Source organism: Serratia sp. 121840015-1, from assembly GCF_053627655.1.
This window is the reverse complement of record NZ_JBSEYF010000003.1, coordinates 311263-329300: the sequence shown is the minus strand read 5'-3', so window position 1 is coordinate 329300 and position 18038 is coordinate 311263. Positions and strand designations below refer to the sequence as shown.

Annotated in this window: 20 protein-coding genes and 1 riboswitch; of the genes, 17 read left to right on the top strand and 3 right to left on the bottom strand. The window is 60.5% G+C overall.

Annotated elements, in window-relative coordinates; genetic code table 11:
* Positions 1-52 precede the first annotated feature (52 nt).
* The 9 genes from rsfS (at position 53) to lipA (ending at position 8513) form a co-directional block, all read left to right on the top strand.
* Positions 53-370 carry a ribosome silencing factor gene (rsfS, locus tag ACUXAC_RS17815; protein WP_016928774.1) on the top strand — a complete coding sequence of 106 codons (318 nt, stop codon included), beginning with the start codon at positions 53-55 and terminating at the stop codon, positions 368-370.
* 3 nt (positions 371-373) lie between these two features.
* The gene (gene rlmH, locus ACUXAC_RS17810) at positions 374-844 is read left to right on the top strand and encodes a 23S rRNA (pseudouridine(1915)-N(3))-methyltransferase RlmH (RefSeq protein WP_004940002.1); all 471 of its coding nucleotides are present in this window, start codon (positions 374-376) and stop codon (positions 842-844) included.
* Positions 845-882: 38 nt separating this feature from the next.
* Positions 883-2778, top strand: a complete 1896-nt coding sequence (gene mrdA, locus ACUXAC_RS17805) for a peptidoglycan DD-transpeptidase MrdA (RefSeq protein ID WP_060423566.1) — start codon at positions 883-885, stop codon at positions 2776-2778.
* Positions 2779-2786: 8 nt separating this feature from the next.
* On the top strand, positions 2787-3899 hold the full coding sequence (gene mrdB / locus ACUXAC_RS17800) for a peptidoglycan glycosyltransferase MrdB (protein ID WP_004940006.1): 1113 nt from the start codon (positions 2787-2789) through the stop codon (positions 3897-3899).
* A 10-nt stretch (positions 3900-3909) separates the two neighbouring features.
* Positions 3910-4989, top strand: coding sequence for an endolytic peptidoglycan transglycosylase RlpA (gene rlpA / locus ACUXAC_RS17795; protein ID WP_060423563.1), 1080 nt, complete (start codon positions 3910-3912; stop codon positions 4987-4989).
* Positions 4990-5169: 180 nt separating this feature from the next.
* A complete protein-coding gene (gene dacA, locus ACUXAC_RS17790) occupies positions 5170-6381 on the top strand; it encodes a D-alanyl-D-alanine carboxypeptidase DacA (RefSeq protein ID WP_004940010.1) in 1212 nt (403 codons plus the stop codon).
* Between the two features lie 104 nt (positions 6382-6485).
* Entirely contained in the window at positions 6486-6752 is a 267-nt protein-coding gene (gene ybeD / locus ACUXAC_RS17785) for a DUF493 family protein YbeD (protein ID WP_004940012.1), read from the top strand.
* A 134-nt stretch (positions 6753-6886) separates the two neighbouring features.
* The gene (lipB, locus tag ACUXAC_RS17780; RefSeq protein WP_049199992.1) at positions 6887-7555 is read left to right on the top strand and encodes a lipoyl(octanoyl) transferase LipB; all 669 of its coding nucleotides are present in this window, start codon (positions 6887-6889) and stop codon (positions 7553-7555) included.
* Positions 7548-8513 (top strand): lipoyl synthase, encoded by a 966-nt coding sequence (gene lipA, locus ACUXAC_RS17775; protein WP_025301835.1) that lies wholly within the window; start codon positions 7548-7550, stop codon positions 8511-8513. The genes lipB and lipA overlap by 8 nt, the downstream gene beginning before the upstream one ends.
* 94 nt (positions 8514-8607) lie before the next feature.
* Here lipA and tatA read toward each other — a convergent pair whose 3' ends face one another.
* The gene (gene tatA / locus ACUXAC_RS17770; RefSeq protein WP_060440524.1) at positions 8608-8823 is read right to left on the bottom strand and encodes a Sec-independent protein translocase subunit TatA; all 216 of its coding nucleotides are present in this window, start codon (positions 8821-8823) and stop codon (positions 8608-8610) included.
* A gap of 218 nt (positions 8824-9041) precedes the next feature.
* Here tatA and ACUXAC_RS17765 point away from each other — a divergent pair, with 218 nt between their 5' ends.
* Positions 9042-10109 (top strand): diguanylate cyclase, encoded by a 1068-nt coding sequence (locus ACUXAC_RS17765; protein ID WP_387443621.1) that lies wholly within the window; start codon positions 9042-9044, stop codon positions 10107-10109.
* Between the two features lies 1 nt (position 10110).
* On the opposite strand, the gene ACUXAC_RS17760 is transcribed toward ACUXAC_RS17765, so the two are convergent.
* Positions 10111-10539, bottom strand: a complete 429-nt coding sequence (locus ACUXAC_RS17760; protein WP_100396182.1) for a GNAT family N-acetyltransferase — start codon at positions 10537-10539, stop codon at positions 10111-10113.
* An 82-nt stretch (positions 10540-10621) separates the two neighbouring features.
* Positions 10622-10684, top strand: a riboswitch (Fluoride riboswitch).
* A gap of 79 nt (positions 10685-10763) precedes the next feature.
* Here ACUXAC_RS17760 and crcB point away from each other — a divergent pair.
* The 3 genes from crcB (at position 10764) to ACUXAC_RS17745 (ending at position 13231) form a co-directional block, all read left to right on the top strand.
* On the top strand, positions 10764-11147 hold the full coding sequence (gene crcB, locus ACUXAC_RS17755) for a fluoride efflux transporter CrcB (RefSeq protein ID WP_004940022.1): 384 nt from the start codon (positions 10764-10766) through the stop codon (positions 11145-11147).
* 290 nt (positions 11148-11437) lie between these two features.
* A complete protein-coding gene (locus ACUXAC_RS17750) occupies positions 11438-12034 on the top strand; it encodes a TetR/AcrR family transcriptional regulator (protein WP_060423553.1) in 597 nt (198 codons plus the stop codon).
* Between the two features lie 6 nt (positions 12035-12040).
* Positions 12041-13231, top strand: coding sequence for a multidrug effflux MFS transporter (locus tag ACUXAC_RS17745; RefSeq protein ID WP_060423550.1), 1191 nt, complete (start codon positions 12041-12043; stop codon positions 13229-13231).
* 57 nt (positions 13232-13288) lie between these two features.
* Here ACUXAC_RS17745 and cspE read toward each other — a convergent pair whose 3' ends face one another.
* Complete coding sequence (cspE, locus tag ACUXAC_RS17740) at positions 13289-13498, bottom strand: transcription antiterminator/RNA stability regulator CspE (protein ID WP_004940030.1); 210 nt, start codon at positions 13496-13498, stop codon at positions 13289-13291.
* A 346-nt stretch (positions 13499-13844) separates the two neighbouring features.
* Here cspE and ACUXAC_RS17735 point away from each other — a divergent pair, with 346 nt between their 5' ends.
* The 4 genes from ACUXAC_RS17735 (at position 13845) to ACUXAC_RS17720 (ending at position 18012) form a co-directional block, all read left to right on the top strand.
* Complete coding sequence (locus ACUXAC_RS17735) at positions 13845-15008, top strand: M20 peptidase aminoacylase family protein (RefSeq protein WP_060440527.1); 1164 nt, start codon at positions 13845-13847, stop codon at positions 15006-15008.
* 188 nt (positions 15009-15196) lie between these two features.
* Positions 15197-16522, top strand: a complete 1326-nt coding sequence (locus ACUXAC_RS17730) for an LLM class flavin-dependent oxidoreductase (RefSeq protein WP_342121002.1) — start codon at positions 15197-15199, stop codon at positions 16520-16522.
* A gap of 26 nt (positions 16523-16548) precedes the next feature.
* Positions 16549-17469, top strand: coding sequence for an ABC transporter substrate-binding protein (locus tag ACUXAC_RS17725; RefSeq protein ID WP_070914120.1), 921 nt, complete (start codon positions 16549-16551; stop codon positions 17467-17469).
* A 9-nt stretch (positions 17470-17478) separates the two neighbouring features.
* Complete coding sequence (locus ACUXAC_RS17720; RefSeq protein WP_454266798.1) at positions 17479-18012, top strand: GNAT family N-acetyltransferase; 534 nt, start codon at positions 17479-17481, stop codon at positions 18010-18012.
* The last annotated feature ends 26 nt before the right edge of the window (positions 18013-18038 follow it).

Genomic DNA, 18038 nt, shown 5'->3' with positions numbered 1-18038 from the left:
CGCATTTTGCCCGCCGCAGCCGACTGAACAGAACACACCCGAGGGGGAACCTTTGCAAGGTAAAGCGCTCCAAGATTTCGTCATCGATAAAATCGATGACCTGAAAGGCCAAGACATTATCGCTCTGGACGTCCAGGGCAAATCCAGCATCACCGATTGCATGATCATCTGCACCGGCACCTCGACTCGCCACGTGATGTCGATCGCCAGCCACGTGGTGCAGGAATCCCGTGCTGCAGGCATGGAGCTGTACGGCATGAAAGGCCAAGAAGCCTCCGACTGGATCGTGGTCGATCTGGGCGAAGTGATCGTGCACGTGATGCAGGAAGAGAGCCGTCGCCTGTACGAGCTGGAAAAACTCTGGAGCTAAGCGGTGAAACTGCAATTGGTGGCGGTCGGCACCAAAATGCCAGACTGGGTGCAAACCGGCTTTATGGATTACCTGCACCGCTTTCCCAAAGATATGCCGTTTGAGCTGACCGAGATCCCGGCGGGCAAACGCGGCAAAAACGCCGACATCAAGCGCATTCTGGACAAAGAAGGCGAACAGATGCTGGCGGCGGTGGGCAAAGGCAACCGCATCGTTACGCTGGATATCCCAGGCACGCCGTGGGAAACGCCGCAGCTGGCGCAGCAGCTTGAGCGCTGGAAGCAGGATGGCCGTAACGTCAGCTTGCTGATCGGCGGCCCGGAAGGGTTGGCGCCCGCCTGCAAAGCCGCTGCCGAGCAGAGCTGGTCACTTTCTCCGTTGACATTGCCGCATCCTTTGGTGCGCGTCCTGGTGGCCGAAAGCCTCTACCGCGCCTGGAGTATTACTACAAATCATCCTTACCACCGGGAATAGCCGGTGGTGACCGTGACAGAGTGAAATAAAGCAGCGGGATGAAAATAGAACGTAACCCTTTTCGCGACTATACGGCTGAATCCGCCCTGTTTGTACGCCGCGCCCTGGTGGCGTTCTTGGTCATCCTGGTGCTGTCCGGCATCCTGATCGCCAACCTGTATAATCTGCAAGTGGTCCGCGTCGAGGATTACCGCACCCGCTCCAACGAAAACCGCATCAAGCTGGTGCCTATCGCGCCCAGCCGCGGCATTATCTACGATCGCAACGGCACCCCGCTGGCACTCAACCGCACCATTTATCAGCTGGAGCTGATGCCGGAGAAGGTTGACGATCTCAAAGCCACGCTGCAGGCGCTGCGCACGGTGGTCGACCTGACCGACGACGACATCACCAATTTCGAAAAAGAGCGCAAGCGTTCGCGCCGTTTCGTCTCCATTCCGGTGAAAACCGCGCTGACCGAAGTGCAGGTCGCCCGCTTTGCGGTTAATCAGTTCCGCTTCCCCGGCGTGGAAGTGAAAGGCTACCAGCGCCGCTACTACCCTTACGGCTCCGCCCTCACCCACGTCACCGGCTACGTGTCGAAGATCAACGACCGCGACGTCGAACGCCTGGACAAAGACGGCAAGCTGGCCAACTACGCCGCGACCCACGACATTGGCAAGCTGGGCATCGAACGCTATTACGAAGACACGCTGCACGGCAAAACCGGCTACGAAGAGGTCGAGGTCAACAACCGCGGCCGGGTGATCCGCCAATTGCACGAGCAGCCGCCTTCCGCCGGTCAGGACGTCTACCTGACGCTCGATCTCAACCTGCAGCGCTATATCGAGCAGCTGCTGGTAGGCAGCCGCGCCGCGGTGGTGGTGAGCGATCCGCGCACCGGCGCCATTCTGGCGATGGTGTCCAACCCGAGTTACGATCCGAACCTGTTCGTGGACGGCATTTCCAGCAAGGACTATCAGGGGCTGCTGAACGATCCGAATCGCCCACTGATCAACCGCGCCACGCAGGGGGTTTACCCGCCCGCGTCGACGGTGAAGCCTTACATCGCGGTGTCGGCGCTCAGCGCCGGGGTGATCACCAAAAACACCGTGGTGTTCGATCCCGGCTGGTGGCAGCTGCCCGGCTCGGAAAAACGCTTCCGCGACTGGAAAAAATGGGGCCACGGCCGGCTGAACGTCACCAAGGCGCTGGAAGAGTCCGCAGATACCTATTTCTATCAGGTCGCCTATGACATGGGGATCGATCGGCTGTCGACCTGGCTGACCAAATTCGGTTACGGCCAGTACACCGGCATCGATCTGTCCGAAGAGCGCTCCGGGCTGATGCCGACGCGCGAATGGAAGCTGAAGCGCTATAAAAAGCCGTGGTATCAGGGCGACACCATTCCGGTGGGCATCGGCCAGGGTTACTGGACCGCCACGCCGATCCAGATGGCTAAGGCGCTGAACACCCTGATCAACGACGGCACCGTCAAAACGCCGCACCTGCTGCAGAGCACCCGCGTCAACGGCGCGCTGGTGCCGTTCAAACAGGAAGAAGACACGCAGATCGGCGATATTCACTCCGGCTTCTGGGAAATCGCCAAAGACGGCATGTACGGGGTGGCCAACCGTCCGAACGGGACGGCGCGCAAATACTTTGCGGACGCCCCTTACAAAGCCGCGGCGAAATCGGGTACCGCACAGGTATTCGGCTACGAAACTTACAACGCCCATAAACTGGCGGAGCACCTGCGCGATCACAAGCTGATGACCGCCTTCGCGCCGTTCAACAATCCGACGGTGTCGGTCGCCATCATTCTGGAAAACGGCGGCGCCGGTCCGGCGGTGGGCACCATCACCCGCCAGATCCTCGACCATATTCTGCTGGGCGACAACAATACGCAATTGCCAAGCGAGGCCCCACTGCCGCCTGGCGTAGAAGGTGACTAAGGTAGAACATGACTGAAAGCCAACAAAAAGGCTCGATCTGGACCAAAATCCACATCGACCCGACGTTCCTGCTGCTGATCCTGGCCCTGCTGGTCTACAGCGCCTTCGTGATGTGGAGCGCCAGCGGCCAGGACATCGGCATGATGGAGCGCAAGATCGGGCAGATCGTCATGGGGCTGATCGTGATGGCCGTCATGGCGCAAATCCCGCCGCGCGTATACGAAAGCTGGGCGCCCTATCTGTATATCTTCTGCGTGATTTTGCTGATCCTGGTGGACGCCTTCGGGCAGATCAGTAAAGGCGCGCAGCGCTGGCTGGATCTCGGCGTGGTGCGCTTCCAGCCGTCGGAAATCGCCAAGATCGCCGTGCCGCTGATGGTAGCGCGCTTTATGAACCGCGACGTCTGCCCGCCTTCGCTGAAAAACACCGCCATCGCCCTGGTGCTGATCTTCCTGCCGACGCTGCTGGTGGCCGCGCAGCCAGATCTGGGCACCTCGATCCTGATCGCCGCCTCCGGCCTGTTCGTGCTGTTCCTGTCGGGCATGAGCTGGAAACTGATCGCCGTCGCCGCCGTCGCGCTGGCGGCCTTTATCCCGGTGCTGTGGTTCTTCCTGATGCACGGTTATCAACGCGACCGCGTGATGATGCTGCTCGATCCGGAAAGCGACCCGCTCGGCGCCGGCTACCACATCATTCAGTCGAAGATTGCCATCGGCTCCGGCGGCCTGTCCGGCAAGGGCTGGCTGCACGGCACCCAGTCGCAGCTGGAGTTCCTGCCGGAACGCCATACCGACTTTATCTTCGCCGTGTTGGCCGAAGAGCTGGGGCTGATCGGGGTGTTGGTGCTGCTGGCGCTTTACCTGCTGGTGATCATTCGCGGGCTGATGATCGCCGCCAAGGCGCAAACCACCTTCGGCCGCGTGATGGTCGGCGGCTTGATGCTGATTTTGTTCGTTTATGTCTTTGTTAACATCGGTATGGTCAGTGGCATTTTGCCGGTAGTTGGCGTACCTTTGCCTCTGGTCAGTTACGGGGGTTCGGCGCTGATAGTGTTGATGGCCGGTTTCGGCATCATCATGTCGATCCACACGCATCGGAAAATGCTGTCTAAAAGTTTATAAGAGGTGAGTAATGCGTAAGGAATGGCTTTGGATCGGCGTCGCGGCGGTGTTGCTCTCCGCCTGTACCGCCCCGACCACGGAACAGCAGGCGCCACAGCAGCCGTACAACGGCCCGGTGGTGGAAATCGGTGGCGTCGAGCCTCAATATGAACCCTATAACCCTAATAACATGCAGGATTATAAGGTTAATGGCGATACTTACCGCATCGTAAAAGATCCGCAGAACTTCTCGCAGACCGGCCTGGCGGCCTGGTATGGCGAAGAAGCCAACGGCAACACCACCGCGCTGGGCGAGCAGTTCGATCCGAACGGCCTGACCGCGGCGCACCCGACCTTGCCGATCCCTAGCTATGTACGTGTCACCAACCTGGCCAACGGCCGTCAGTTGGTGGTGCGCGTCAACGATCGCGGGCCTTACACCAAGGGCCGCATCATCGATCTGTCGAAAGCCGCCGCCGATCGCCTCAACCTGTCCAACAACACCAAGGTCAAAGTCGATTTCATCAACGTGGCGCCGGACGGCACGCTGAGCGGCCCGGGCACCATCGGCACCATCGTGGCGAAACAGAGCTACGCCCTGCCGGCACGCCCGGATCTCGGCTCCAGCGGCATGGGCACCCCGATCCAACAGGACGTGCCGGTCGCCAGCGGCGCGGCGGTGCGCCCGATCGATAACAGCACCCTGCGCACCGACGACAACAACGCGCCAGCCGCCGGCGGCAACGCAACCGGCGGCCGCAGCGGTTTCCTCGGCGCGCCAAGCGCTGTACCGGCCGGCGTGCTGGAAGGATCAGAACCTGAAGCCGTGGCCGCACCGGTCGCTGCCGGCGCCGCGGCTGCCGGCATGGCTGCCGCGTCTTCCTCCGGCGGCTACGTGGTGCAGGTCGGTGCGCTGAGCAGCGCCGAGCGCGCCCAGAGCTGGCAGCAAAGCCTGAGCCAGCAGTTTGGCGTGCCGGGCAAAGTGGCGGCTAACGGCAACGTTTATCGCGTCCAGCTCGGCCCGTTCAGCAGCCGTCAGCAGGCGGCCCAGCTGCAGCAACGCCTGGCCAGCGAAGCGCAACAACAGTCTTTCGTTACTGCTGCACCCTAAGCGTTAAGCCCGGCGGGCATTCGCGGCTGATAAGCGGTTATTTAGCTGAAACATTTTCTTGCAGCTAAAAGTTCTCTAACCGCAATTAGTCAGATGAATGGGTAATGCCTGCCGGGATCGCATCTGCTATAGTGTGGCTCGTTTTTTAACTTTACTTTCACGGATGTTGTAGTCCCGATCATGAAACAAGTAACTTCTTTTCGCTTAATCAAAAGCATCGCACTCGGCACCGTTATCGCAATGAGCGCAGCCTCCGTTGCACATGCCGATGACGTTAACATCAAAACCATGATCCCAGGTGTCCCGCAGATCGATGCGGAAGCGTACATCCTGATTGATTACAACTCCGGCAAGGTGCTGGCCGAGATGAACGCCGACGCGCGTCGCGATCCAGCCAGTCTGACCAAAATGATGACCAGCTACGTCATCGGCCAGGCGCTGAAAGCGGGCAAAATCGGCCAGGACGATCTGGTGACCGTCGGTCAGGACGCTTGGGCGACCGGCAACCCGGTGTTCAAAGGCTCCTCGCTGATGTTCCTGAAGCCGGGCGATCGCGTGCCGGTCTCCAAACTGACCCGCGGCATCAACCTGCAATCCGGTAACGACGCCTGCGTGGCGATGGCCGACTACGTCGCCGGCAGCCAGGACGCGTTCGTTAACCTGATGAACACCTACGTCAGCAAGCTGGGCCTGCAGAACACCCACTTCCAGACGGTACACGGCCTGGATGCCCAGGGCCAGTACAGCTCGGCGCGCGACATGGCGCTGATCGGCCAGGCGCTGATCCGCGACGTGCCGGAAGAGTACGCGATTTACAAAGAAAAAGAGTTCACCTTCAACAACATCCGCCAGATGAACCGCAACGGTCTGCTGTGGGATAACAGCCTGAACGTCGACGGCATCAAAACCGGCCACACCGATGCGGCGGGTTACAACCTGGTGGCTTCGGCGACCGAAGGCCAGATGCGTCTGATCTCCGCCGTGATGGGCGGCCGCACTTACAAAGGCCGCGAAGCCGAGAGCAAGAAACTGCTGACCTGGGGCTTCCGCTTCTTCGAAACCGTGGCGCCGCTGAAGGTCGGTAAAGAGTTCGCCTCCGAGCCGGTCTGGTTCGGCGATGCCGACCGCGTTGAGCTGGGCGTGGACAAAGACGTCTACCTGACCATCCCGCGCGGCCGCATGAAAGATCTGAAGGCCAGCTACGTGCTGAACACCCCTGAAATTCACGCGCCGCTGGCGAAAAACCAGGTGGTCGGCAGCATCAACTTCCAGCTGGACGGCAAAACCATCGACCAGCGTCCGCTGGTGGTGATGAACGAAGTGAAAGAAGGCGGTTTCTTCAGCCGCATCGTGGACTACATCAAACTGATGTTCCACCACTGGTTCGGTTAACGGTTGAATCGGGCGAAATTGCCCCCATATACTGAATAACATTAACTCCCGCCCCGGCGGGAGTTATAATTTATAGATTAGCTAGCACTCTGGAGCGCACGCACATGCAAAAAACTAAACTGAACGAACTGCTCGAATTCCCTTGCTCGTTTACCTACAAGGTGATGGGCCTGGCGCAGCCTGAGCTGGTTGACCAGGTAGTTGAAGTGGTGCAGCGCCATGCACCGGGCGATTACAACCCGCAGGTTAAGCCAAGCAGCAAAGGCAACTACCACTCCGTTTCCATCACCATTAACGCCACTCACATTGAGCAGGTCGAAACCCTGTACGAAGAGTTGGGCAACATTGAAATTGTTCGCATGGTGCTGTAATTCCAGCATAAACCCCTGCTTATCAACCCGGGATGGCGCAGCGTCTTCCCGGGTTGCGCATTTTTGGTCAGCGAAAGGCTGGTCGCAGGCCGGAGCGCCCGGTATAATGGCTTTACCACTTCTGTAACCTGACGATGACTCTTTTGCAACCAGACAAGATCATTTTGCGTCAGCTGGGGTTGCAGCCCTACGCGCCTGTATCCCAAGCCATGCATAACTTCACCGACAGTCGTACCGAGACTACGCCGGACGAACTGTGGCTGGTGCAGCATCACCCGGTCTTCACCCAGGGCCAGGCCGGCAAAGCCGAACACGTGCTGATGCCCGGCGATATCCCGGTGGTCCAGAGCGATCGCGGCGGCCAGGTGACCTACCACGGGCCGGGCCAGCAGGTGATGTACGTGATGGTCGATCTGAAACGCAACAAGGTCGGCGTACGCCAATTGGTTACGGCGATAGAAGATACGGTTATCAACACCCTCGCCCACTTCCGCCTCGAATCGCGCGCCCGTCCGGATGCGCCCGGCGTGTACGTGGGGGAGCAGAAAATCTGTTCGTTGGGTTTGCGGATCCGCAAAGGCAGCTCATTCCACGGCCTTGCCCTGAATGTGGCGATGGATCTCAGCCCCTTCCAACGCATCAACCCTTGCGGTTACGCCGGCATGCAAATGACGCAGGTCAGCGCGCTGGCGCCCGGCGTTGGCATTGAAGACATACACCCAATCCTGGTACAGGAATTTGTTCATTTACTCGGCTACCAGACGGTCGAGCTTCGTAACTGGAACCTGCACGATTATGAGTAAACCAATTCAGATGGAACGCGGCGTCAAATACCGCGATGCTGACAAAATGGCGCTGATCCCGGTCAAAACGGTGGTCACCGAACGGCAGGAGCTGTTGCGTAAACCCGAGTGGATGAAGATCAAACTGCCTGCCGACTCAACGCGCATTCAGGGCATCAAAGCCGCCATGCGTAAAAACGGCCTGCACTCCGTCTGTGAGGAAGCCTCGTGCCCTAACCTGTCCGAGTGTTTCAACCACGGTACCGCTACCTTTATGATCCTCGGCGCCATCTGCACCCGTCGCTGCCCGTTCTGCGACGTGGCCCACGGCCGCCCGATCGCGCCGGACGCCAACGAACCGGAAAAGCTGGCGCAAACCATCGCCGACATGGCGCTGCGCTACGTGGTGATCACCTCGGTTGACCGCGACGATCTGCGCGACGGCGGTGCTCAGCACTTTGCCGACTGCATCTCGGCCATCCGCGCCAAGAGCCCGAACATCAAAATTGAAACGCTGGTGCCGGACTTCCGCGGCCGTATGGACCGCGCGCTGGAAATCCTCACCGCCACGCCGCCGGACGTGTTCAACCACAACCTGGAAAACGTGCCGCGCGTTTATCGCCAGGTGCGCCCGGGCGCCAACTACGAGTGGTCGCTGAAGCTGCTGGAGCGCTTTAAAGAAGCGCACCCGGATATCCCGACCAAATCCGGCCTGATGGTCGGCCTGGGCGAAACCAACGCGGAAATCGTCGAAGTGATGCGCGATCTGCGCCGCCACGGCGTGACCATGCTGACGCTGGGCCAATACCTGCAGCCAAGCCGCCACCACCTGCCGGTGCAGCGCTACGTCAGCCCGGCCGAGTTCGACGAGATGAAAGAAGAAGCGATGGCGATGGGCTTCACCCACGCCGCCTGCGGCCCGTTCGTGCGTTCGTCTTATCACGCCGATCTGCAGGCCAAAGGGATGGAAGTGAAATAACGCGTAATAGTTTGTTACGCTAAAGACGGCGGAAACGCCAAAAAACGGATGTCCGCAAGGCATCCGTTTTTTTATTGCGCGCCGTCAGACGGAATTAAACGTCTTTCTTTTCGACGCTCTGCTGAGCGGACTGGCTCTCGGCGGTGTTGTTGCCGGCGGCCGGCGGCGTGCTGTCGTCGCCCACGGCTTTTTTAAAGCCTTTCAGCGCCGCGCCGAGATCGGCGCCGAGCGTACGCAGTTTGCTGGTGCCGAACAGTAAAATCACCAACACCGCAATCACCAGAAGTTTGGTAATGCTGATACCTTCCATACTCACCTTCTTATCATAGAGCGCTGCGTGAACAGCGAGAAAAACTGACCTTGCCTGCGAATATTTAGCGACTTTCCCCCCGCTCGCACAACCGCAACATGTAACAGAGTGAGATCCGTCGCAGGAATGCCACGCCGCCTCACGGCGTGAATCCCAGACTATTCTTAGTTTATCACCCGCATGATACGCTGCCGTGATACTTATCAGGGAGATGCCGGATGTATATTGCCCCACCCATTTTCGATGCCCGAAAATCCGGCCTCAGCTTCGCCAAACGCACCTATCTGCCCCGCGTCGCCGGTCTGGGGCTCGGCTTTATCTGCGTTTGCGCCGCACTCTATCCCTTGGCTCCGCCCACGGCGGTCTGGCTGTTACTGGCCTTTCACGGTTTTCTCTGGCCGCATCTCGCCTACCGCCTGGCCTGCCGCGCCAAAGATCCGTTCAAAGCCGAGATCCGCAACCTGCTGATCGACTCCGCCTTCGGCGGTTTCTGGGCGGCGATGATGGCGTTCAACGCGCTGCCGGCGATCGTCATCCTGTCGATGATGAGCATGAACAACATCGCTTCGGCCGGTAAGGCACTGTTTGTCAAAGGGTTGGCGATTCAATTGGCCGCGGCGGCGCTGACCGGCGCGCTGCTCGGTTTCCCGTTCCACCCGCACAGCACGCCGCTGCAAATCTATCTGTGCCTGCCGATGATCTACCTTTACCCGACGCTGCTCGGCCTGGTGACCTACCGCACCGCCAAACGGCTGGCGGAAAAAAAACAGGAGCTGCAACGCATCAGCACCCGCGATGGGCTGACCGGCTTGTACAACCGCCGCCATTGGGAGCATCTGCTGCATCGTCAGTTCGACAGTTGCCGCCGCTACCAGGACAACGCCACGCTGATCCTGATGGATATCGATCGTTTCAAAACCATCAACGATACTTTCGGCCATGCGCTGGGGGATGAGGCCCTGGCGGCGCTGGCGGAAGAGCTGCTGATTGGCTTGCGCAACGTGGATATCGTCGGGCGCTACGGCGGCGACGAGTTTGGCGCGGTGCTGCCGAACACCAGCGCCGAACAGGCGGAAACCGTCCTGCAGCGCATCCAGCAGCGGCTGGACGCCGTTATCTTCAAAGAGGCGCCACAGCTGCGGCTGCAGATCAGCGCCGGCATCGCCAACTACCACCCCGCGCTGGGCGGTTATCTGGACTGGCTGAAAGCGGCCGACGGCGCGCTTTACCGGGCGAAGCAAAATGGCCGCAACCGGCTGGAAACGGCGGTGCCGACGGGCGAATAACTTACTGGTTTAATAACTTGGCAAAATACTTCGGCGCTTCGACAAAGCCTTCACGCCGGTAAAACGCATGCGCCCGCTCGCGGCGGCTGTGGCAATGGACTTCAAGCCGATCGCAGCCGCGACGGCGCGCCAGCGCCTCGCCCTCCGCCAACAGCCGCCGCCCTACGCCTGCGCCGCGCGCTCGGTCGTCGACGCAAAAATAGCTGATGCGGCCAATGTCGCCGGCCAACGCCAGCTGCGGCAGAAAATGCAGCGACAGCACGCCCAGCACCCGCTCGCCCTCCACGGCCACCAGCAGCGCCTCGTCCGGATGCGCCAGCAGCTGGCGCATTCGCTGCGGCAGAAACGCCTCGGTGCCGGGATAATCCAACGCCGTCATTAATTCGGCGATAGCCTGGCGATCGCTCAGGCGCGCCGTTCTGATTTCCATGGGGTGACCTCGCAGATTGTCGATACTACAAAATAGGCAGCGTTAGGTGTAACATCCACCGGGTACGGCAAAAAAGGCCGTGCGGCACGCTGGAGATGACATTCCTCCCTAACCGCCTTCACAGGCTGATGATGTCTACGTAACCTCTCGGAGAGAGGCGCGTAGCGTTACGCCTGTCTCTTTCCGAGTCCCGTGAATTTCTCTGATTGAAAGGTAGTTGCCCCATGTTGAGCTCTTTACTGGCCGTATTTATCGGCGGCGGCGTCGGCAGCGTTTTGCGCTGGGCGGTAAGCATGAAAATGAATCCGCTGAACGCCCACATTCCGCTCGGTACGCTGATGGTCAATCTGATCGGCGGTTTTATCATCGGCCTGGCGATGGCGATTTTTACCCGCATGACGCATCTGGACCCCACCTGGAAATTACTGATCACCACCGGGTTCTGCGGCGGCCTAACCACCTTCTCCACCTTTTCGCTGGAGGTGGTGTACCTGATGCAGGATGGCCGCTTCGGCTGGGCGCTGGCCAACATGCTGCTCAACCTGGCCGGCTCGCTGGCGATGACGCTGCTGGCTTTCATGCTGGTGATGTGGGTCAACGGGCGCTAAGCCCTTAATGTTTCCTTAATCTTGCATGCGCATAATCTCATCCAGTAACTCCTGACTGGATGAGAAACCGCTATGTTTAGCCTGCCGAAAACCGCCGCCGAAACGATTGCCGTTGCGCTGTGCGTGCTGATCGTCGCCGCCTTTATCAAATCCTACCTGTTCGCTTAAGCGCCTTTTCCCCACCGCACGCGTTCATCTTGCGCCTTTCCGGCCGATTGCACTACAATTGAGAATGAACGTTCACACCCAAAAATGTGAACCCGGCTCACGTGTAGCAAAGGATCGGGCAAATGCTCCCCCCCAACGACAGTAAACAGGCCAAGGTGCAGGCCCGCCGCGATCAGATCGTCGAAGCGGCGAAAACCAGCTTCCGCCGCCACGGCTTCCACGCCGCCAGCATGGCGGAAATCGCCCAGGGCTCGCAGCTCAGCGTCGGGCAAATCTATCGCTATTTCGCCAACAAAGACGCGATTATCGAGGAAATCGTCAACCGCATCATCGCCAGCAAGATGCAGCGGCTGGAAAACCTTGGCGATCACATCAACCTGATCGCCGGCACGCTGGCGGCGCGCACGCTGTTTCAGCAGCCGGGCGAGAGCGAAACCGATCACATGCTGATGCTTGAAGTGACCGCCGAGGCCACGCGCAACCCGGTGGTGGCCAAAATGCTCAGCGATGCGGAAGCGCGGCTGTTTCGCCACGTGTGCCACAACCTGCAGCGGCTGTATCCCCATTTCAGCGCGGAAGAGATCGCCGCGCGGGTGGAGTTTATCGCCGTCATGAGCGAAGGCACCGGTTACCGCATCCTTACCACGCAAAAAGCCGATGCGTCCCTGCTGCGCGATCTGTATCAGCAGGCCATTTCTCACCTGTTCAGGAAACTCTAATCTCCCATGACCAAACACTTAGCCAGACAACGTCTGGTGTACGCCGTCGTGCTTGGCCTGTTGGCCGCGCTAGGGCCGCTGTGCACCGATCTCTATCTGCCCGCCCTGCCGGAAATGGCGGGCGAACTGAATACCTCTACCGCCGCCGCGCAGCTCAGCCTGACCGCCGGGCTGCTCGGCCTGGGCGTCGGCCAGCTGATTTTCGGTCCTTACAGCGACAAACTGGGCCGCATGCGCCCGCTGTTGCTGTCGCTGATCCTGCTGCTGGGCGCTTCGCTGTGGTGCGCGCTGGCGCCCACCATCGACCAGTTGCTGATCGCCCGCCTGCTGCAGGGCATCGCCGGCGCCGGTGGCGCGGTGATTTCCCGCGCCATTGCCCGCGATCTGTATGCCGGTCATGAGCTGACCCGCTTCTTCGCCCTGCTGATGCTGGTCAACGGTCTGGCGCCGATCGTCGCGCCGGTGCTGGGCGGCGTTATGCTGCAGGTGATGAACTGGCGCGGCATCTTCGGCGTGCTGGCGGCCATCGCCGTGCTGCTGTTCAGCCTGTCGGCGCTGAAGCTGCGCGAGTCCCTGCCGGCCGAGCGCCGCAGCCAGGGCGGCATTCTGGCGATGCTGATGTCGCTGGGCAGTCTGTTGACCCAACGCTATTTCATGGGCCTGTGTCTGACGCAGGGCTTCGTGATGGCCGGCATGTTCGCCTATATCGGCGCCTCGCCTTTCGTCCTGCAGCAGATCTACGGCCTCAGCCCGCAGATGTTCAGCCTGTGTTTCGCCATTAACGGCGTCGGGCTAATCATTGCGGCGCAGCTGGCCAGCCGCCTCAGTTCGCGTTGGGGGGAGCGCCGGGTGTTGAGGAGTGGGTTAACGCTGGCGGCCGTCGCATCGCTGTTGCTGCTGTTGGCCGCCGCGCTGCATGCGCCGCTGGTGTTGTTGCTGGTGCCGCTGTTCTTTTCGGTGGCGGTGATCGGCATCGTCGGCCCAACCGCCTCTTCGTTGGCCATGCAAAGCCAGGGTGACAAAGCGGGCAGCGCGTCGGCCTTAATCGGCGTGTGCATGTTCGCGCTCGGTGCCTGCGCCGTGCCGCTCACCGGGCTGGGCGGCACGTCCAGCCTGTCGATGGCGCTGACCATCGTCGGCTGCTACGCCGTCGCCATCCTGCTGTTCAGCCTGTTAGGCCGCCGCAGCGAGGCATAACGCGCCCAATAAAAAACCCGCTCAATGAGCGGGTTTTAAGAAATTCAGCTACGCAGCTTAGATAGCAGTAACGTTAGCGGCAGATGGGCCTTTGGCACCGTTCGTGATTTCAAATTCTACACGCTGGCCTTCAGCAAGCGTTTTGAAACCGTTGCTAACGATGGCAGAGAAGTGAACGAAAACGTCCTTGCTACCATCTTCCGGAGTAATGAAACCGAAGCCTTTGGATTCATTAAACCACTTAACGCTACCTTTAATCTTAGACATCAAACTTACCTTTAACGTGAATGAAAGACACAAAACCTGTGTCTATTACAGTACAGCAAGCAGGCAGGATTTTGTCCACCACCGCGATCACAGAAATCCGATAAAGAGTGAAAAAATCCGTGTTGTCCGGTGTAAATTGATTGCACCGGTTGCGATAAGTTACCGTGCCAGGTCAATCCTCTCCACGCGCCGGCGAACAACGAGCGAACGCCCAAACTCGCCCGCTTCCCCCAGCGTTGACGCTCCCGCGCAGACGCAATCGCTATGAAATATAACCAGATGGTCTTTTTGCTTCGGCGGCCGCTGCACTAGGGTTAGGGTTTATTTCCCACTGTGAGCCAAGCCTATGACCAGCCAGTTGGCAGACAAAATCATCGCCTATCGGCGTGAGCTGCACCAAAACCCGGAGCTTTCCAATCACGAATTCGCCACCACCGCCCGGCTGACGCGCTGGCTGCAAGAAGCGGGCATTCGCCTGCTGCCGCTGGCGCTGAAAACCGGCGTCGTGGCGGAGATCGGCAGCGGCAAGGGGCCGATCATCGCGCTGCGCGGCGACATTGACGCCCTCCCGATCGACGAAATCGCCGACGTGCCCTTCAGCTCGCAAAACCGCGGCGTGATGCACGCCTGCGGCCACGACTTTCATACCTCGGTGATGCTCGGCGCCGCACACCTGTTGAAAGCGCGTGAGGCCGACCTGCCCGGCACGGTACGCCTCTTCTTCCAGCCGGCAGAAGAGACCTTCAACGGCGCCCGACACCTGATCGACGCTGGCGCGCTGGATAACGTCGCCGCGGTGTTTGGCCTGCATAATGCGCCGGAGCTGCCCACCGGCACCTTCGCCACCCGCGCCGGGCCGTTCTACGCCAACGTCGATCGCTTCCAGATCCTCATCACCGGCAAGGGCGCGCACGCCGCCAAACCGGAACAGGGCGTCGACACCATCGTCACCGCCAGCCAGATCGTCGGCGCGCTCCAGACGCTGCCCAGCCGCAGCTTCAGCTCGCTGGAATCGCTGGTGGTGAGCGTAACGCGCATCGAAGGCGGCAATACCTGGAACGTGCTGCCGCAAACCGTGGAGCTGGAAGGCACGGTGCGCACCCACAGCGACGCGGTGCGCCGCCAGGTGCCGGACAAGATTCGCCAGGTGATCGACGGCATAGCCGCCGCGCTGGGTGCGCAGGCCGAACTGCGCTGGCAACCGGGGCCGCCGGCGGTGATCAATGACCCGCATTGGGCGGCGTTCAGCAAAACCGTTGCCGCCGAGGCCGGCTACCGGGTCGAAGAAGCGGAGTTGCAGATGGGGGGCGAAGATTTCGCGCTATATCTGCATCACGTACCGGGGGTATTTGTCAGCATCGGCTCCGCCAGCGAGTTCGGCCTGCATCATCCGCGTTTCAATCCCGATGAACGGGCTCTTTTCCCGGCGGCGCAATATTTCACGCTGCTGGCGGAACGCACGTTGCAACAATTAACCACCGCGCCAGAAAAAGCCCTCAGCAACGCCTGAATAACGGAATATATTATTTCCCCGACGCCGCACATGCCGCGTCGGGCCTTATTATTTCGCTCGCCGTGATATTTGCAATTTTCAACATTTGAATATGCTGTTTTGTTGTTTTACATCCCGCCGCCGCTCATCAATAGTGAACCCATCAGACACCGCGCGCCTCTGCGGCGCATGACAGGATAATCACGATGAGCGACAACGCGAATAATCAACGGCAATTGCGCCTGGGCGCCATTCTGCATGGCGCATCGGGAAATATGTCCGCCTGGCGCCACCCGGACGCCACCGCCGACGCCAGCATTAACCTCGAATTTAATATCGCCTCGGCGAAAAAAGCCGAACAGGGAAAATTTGATTTCGTCTTCATCGCCGATGGGTTATATATCAACGAAAAATCCATTCCGCATTTTCTTAATCGTTTCGAACCGCTCACCCTGCTGGCCGCGCTGTCCGCCGCCACCGATAAAATCGGCCTGGTGGGCACCCTCTCCACCTCCTACAGCGATCCGTTCACCGTCGCCCGCCAGTTCGCCAGCCTCGATCACCTGAGCAACGGCCGCGCCGGCTGGAACGTGGTGACGTCGCCGCTGGAAGGCTCGGCCAAAAATTTCTCGCGCAAAGAACACCCGGAACACAGCCTGCGTTACCGCATCGCCGGCGAATTTCTCGACGTCGCCAAAGGGCTGTGGGACTCCTGGGAAGACGACGCCTTCGTGCGTAATAAGGCCAGCGGCGAATTCTTCCGCACCGGCAAACTGCACACTCTCAATCACCAGGGGGAGTTCTTCTCGGTACAGGGGCCGCTGAACATTGGCCGCACGCCGCAGGGGCGCCCGATCCTGTTCCAGGCCGGCGCCTCTGAAGACGGCAAACGGCTGGCGGCCCAACACGCCGATGCGATCTTCACCCATCACGACACGCTGGAACAGGCGCAGGATTTCTATCAGGACGTGAAGCGGCAGCTGGTGGAACAGGGGCGCGAACCGGACGATCTGCGCATCTTCCAGGGCGTCAGCGTGATCGTCGGCGACGACGACGCGGACGTCGAGCGCCAGTACCAGGAGACCGCCCGCCTGGTCAGCATCGAGAACGCCCTCAACTATCTCGGCCGCTACTTCGAACATTACGACTTTGCCCGCCATCCGCTGGACGCGCCCTTCCCGGACATCGGCGATCTGGGGCAAAACAGCTTCCGCAGCACCACCGACGCCATCAAGCGCAGCGCCCGCGAGCGCAATCTCACGCTGCGCCAGGTGGCGCTGGAAGCCGCCTCGCCGCGCCCGGTGTTCAGCGGCACGCCGGAAGCGGTGGCGGACGGTCTGCAGCGCTGGTTCGACGGCGAAGCCGCCGACGGTTTCATCATCAGCGGCGGTACGCCCAACGCCTTCGGCCACTTCGTCGATCGGGTGGTGCCCGTCCTGCAACAACGTGGCCTGTTCCGCCAGGCGTACCACGGCGACACGCTGCGCGAGCACCTGGGCCTGAAGCGCCCGTTGAACAGATTCACCCAATAATAAGATCGCTTTCAGGGATACCCGCTATGCAGAAAACCGTTACCGCCGCCCTCGTGGCGGCCTTGCTGAGCCTGACCGGCGCCGCACTGGCGGGCACCGGCATCGATTTGCAGGCCAATGAAACCCCGATCCACGCGCCGAAAAACCCGCAGGCGATCGCCAAACTGCCGGCCGATTTCCACTTCGTGAAGCCGGGCCAATTCACCGTCGCGATCGCCGCACTCAACACGCCGCCGCTGGCGCTGTTCGCCGCCGACAACCGGCGACTGATCGGCAGCGAAGTGGATATCGCACAGCTGGTGGCCGACAGCCTGGGCCTAACGCTTAACGTGGTGCAAACCTCGTGGGAAGACTGGCCGCTGGGGGTGGTTTCCGGCAAGTATGACGCGGCCATCACTAACGTCACCGTGACCAAAGAGCGCAAAACCCGCTTCGACTTCGCCACCTACCGCATCGACTCGCTCGGCTTTTACGTCAAAACCGGCGGCAAGATCGCGACGATCAAACAGCCTGCCGATATCGCCGGATTAAAAATTATCGTCGGCTCCGGCACCAATCAGGAAGCCATCTTGCTGGCATGGGACAAGCAGAATCGACAGCAGGGGCTTAAACCTTTCCAGCCGATCTACGTGACCGACGATGCAGCCGCCACGCTGGCGATCCAATCCGGCCGGGCCGACGCCTACTTCGGGCCGAACGTGTTGGGCGCCTATAAAGCGGCGCTGAACGGCCGCACCCGGCTGGCGGGCACGGTGGAAGGCGGTTGGCCCAAGGCGGCGCACATCGCCGTCACCACCCGTAAAGGCAACGGCCTGGTGCAGGCGGTGAACGAAGCGCTGAACGGCGCGATCCGCGGCGGGCAGTACGATCAGGTGCTCAACCGCTGGGGCGAGAGCGTCGAACGCCTTGCGCAGTCGGAAATCAACCCGCCCGGCCTGGGCGACTAGGAGCGCGCGATGACGCAAGACACCTTCATTCAGACGCTGCCGACCGACCCGCTGATCGCGCCGGTAATCGAGGGGCTGTTCGGCGAATATCGCCAGCGTTACGGCGACTATTTTGGTGACCAGGAACCGGAACCGCTGGATCTGTACGCGCCGCCGCAGGGGGCCTTCATCGTGCTGCTGCGCGCCGGTGCGCCGATCGCCATGGGCGCCTTCAAACGCTATGACGCACAAACCGCCGAGCTGAAGCGCATCTGGACGCGGGGCGATCTGCGGCGCCAGGGCCTGGCGCAGCGGGTGTTGCAGCAGCTCGAAACGCTGGCGCTGGCGCTGGCGCAGGGATATCGCCGGCTCTATCTGACCACCGGTTTTCGCCAGCCCGAAGCGGTGGGCCTGTATCTGAGCAACGGGTATCAGCCGCAGTTCGATCCCACCGTCGACAGCGAGGTTTACAGCCGCCCACCCTACGATGGCCGCCTGCCGTTCCGCAAAAGCCTGATTGCAGAGGACGCATGTTGTTGCGCGTCGGAAAGGAAAATCGCCTAAGGCCCCTTTATCTGTATCAGGAGACA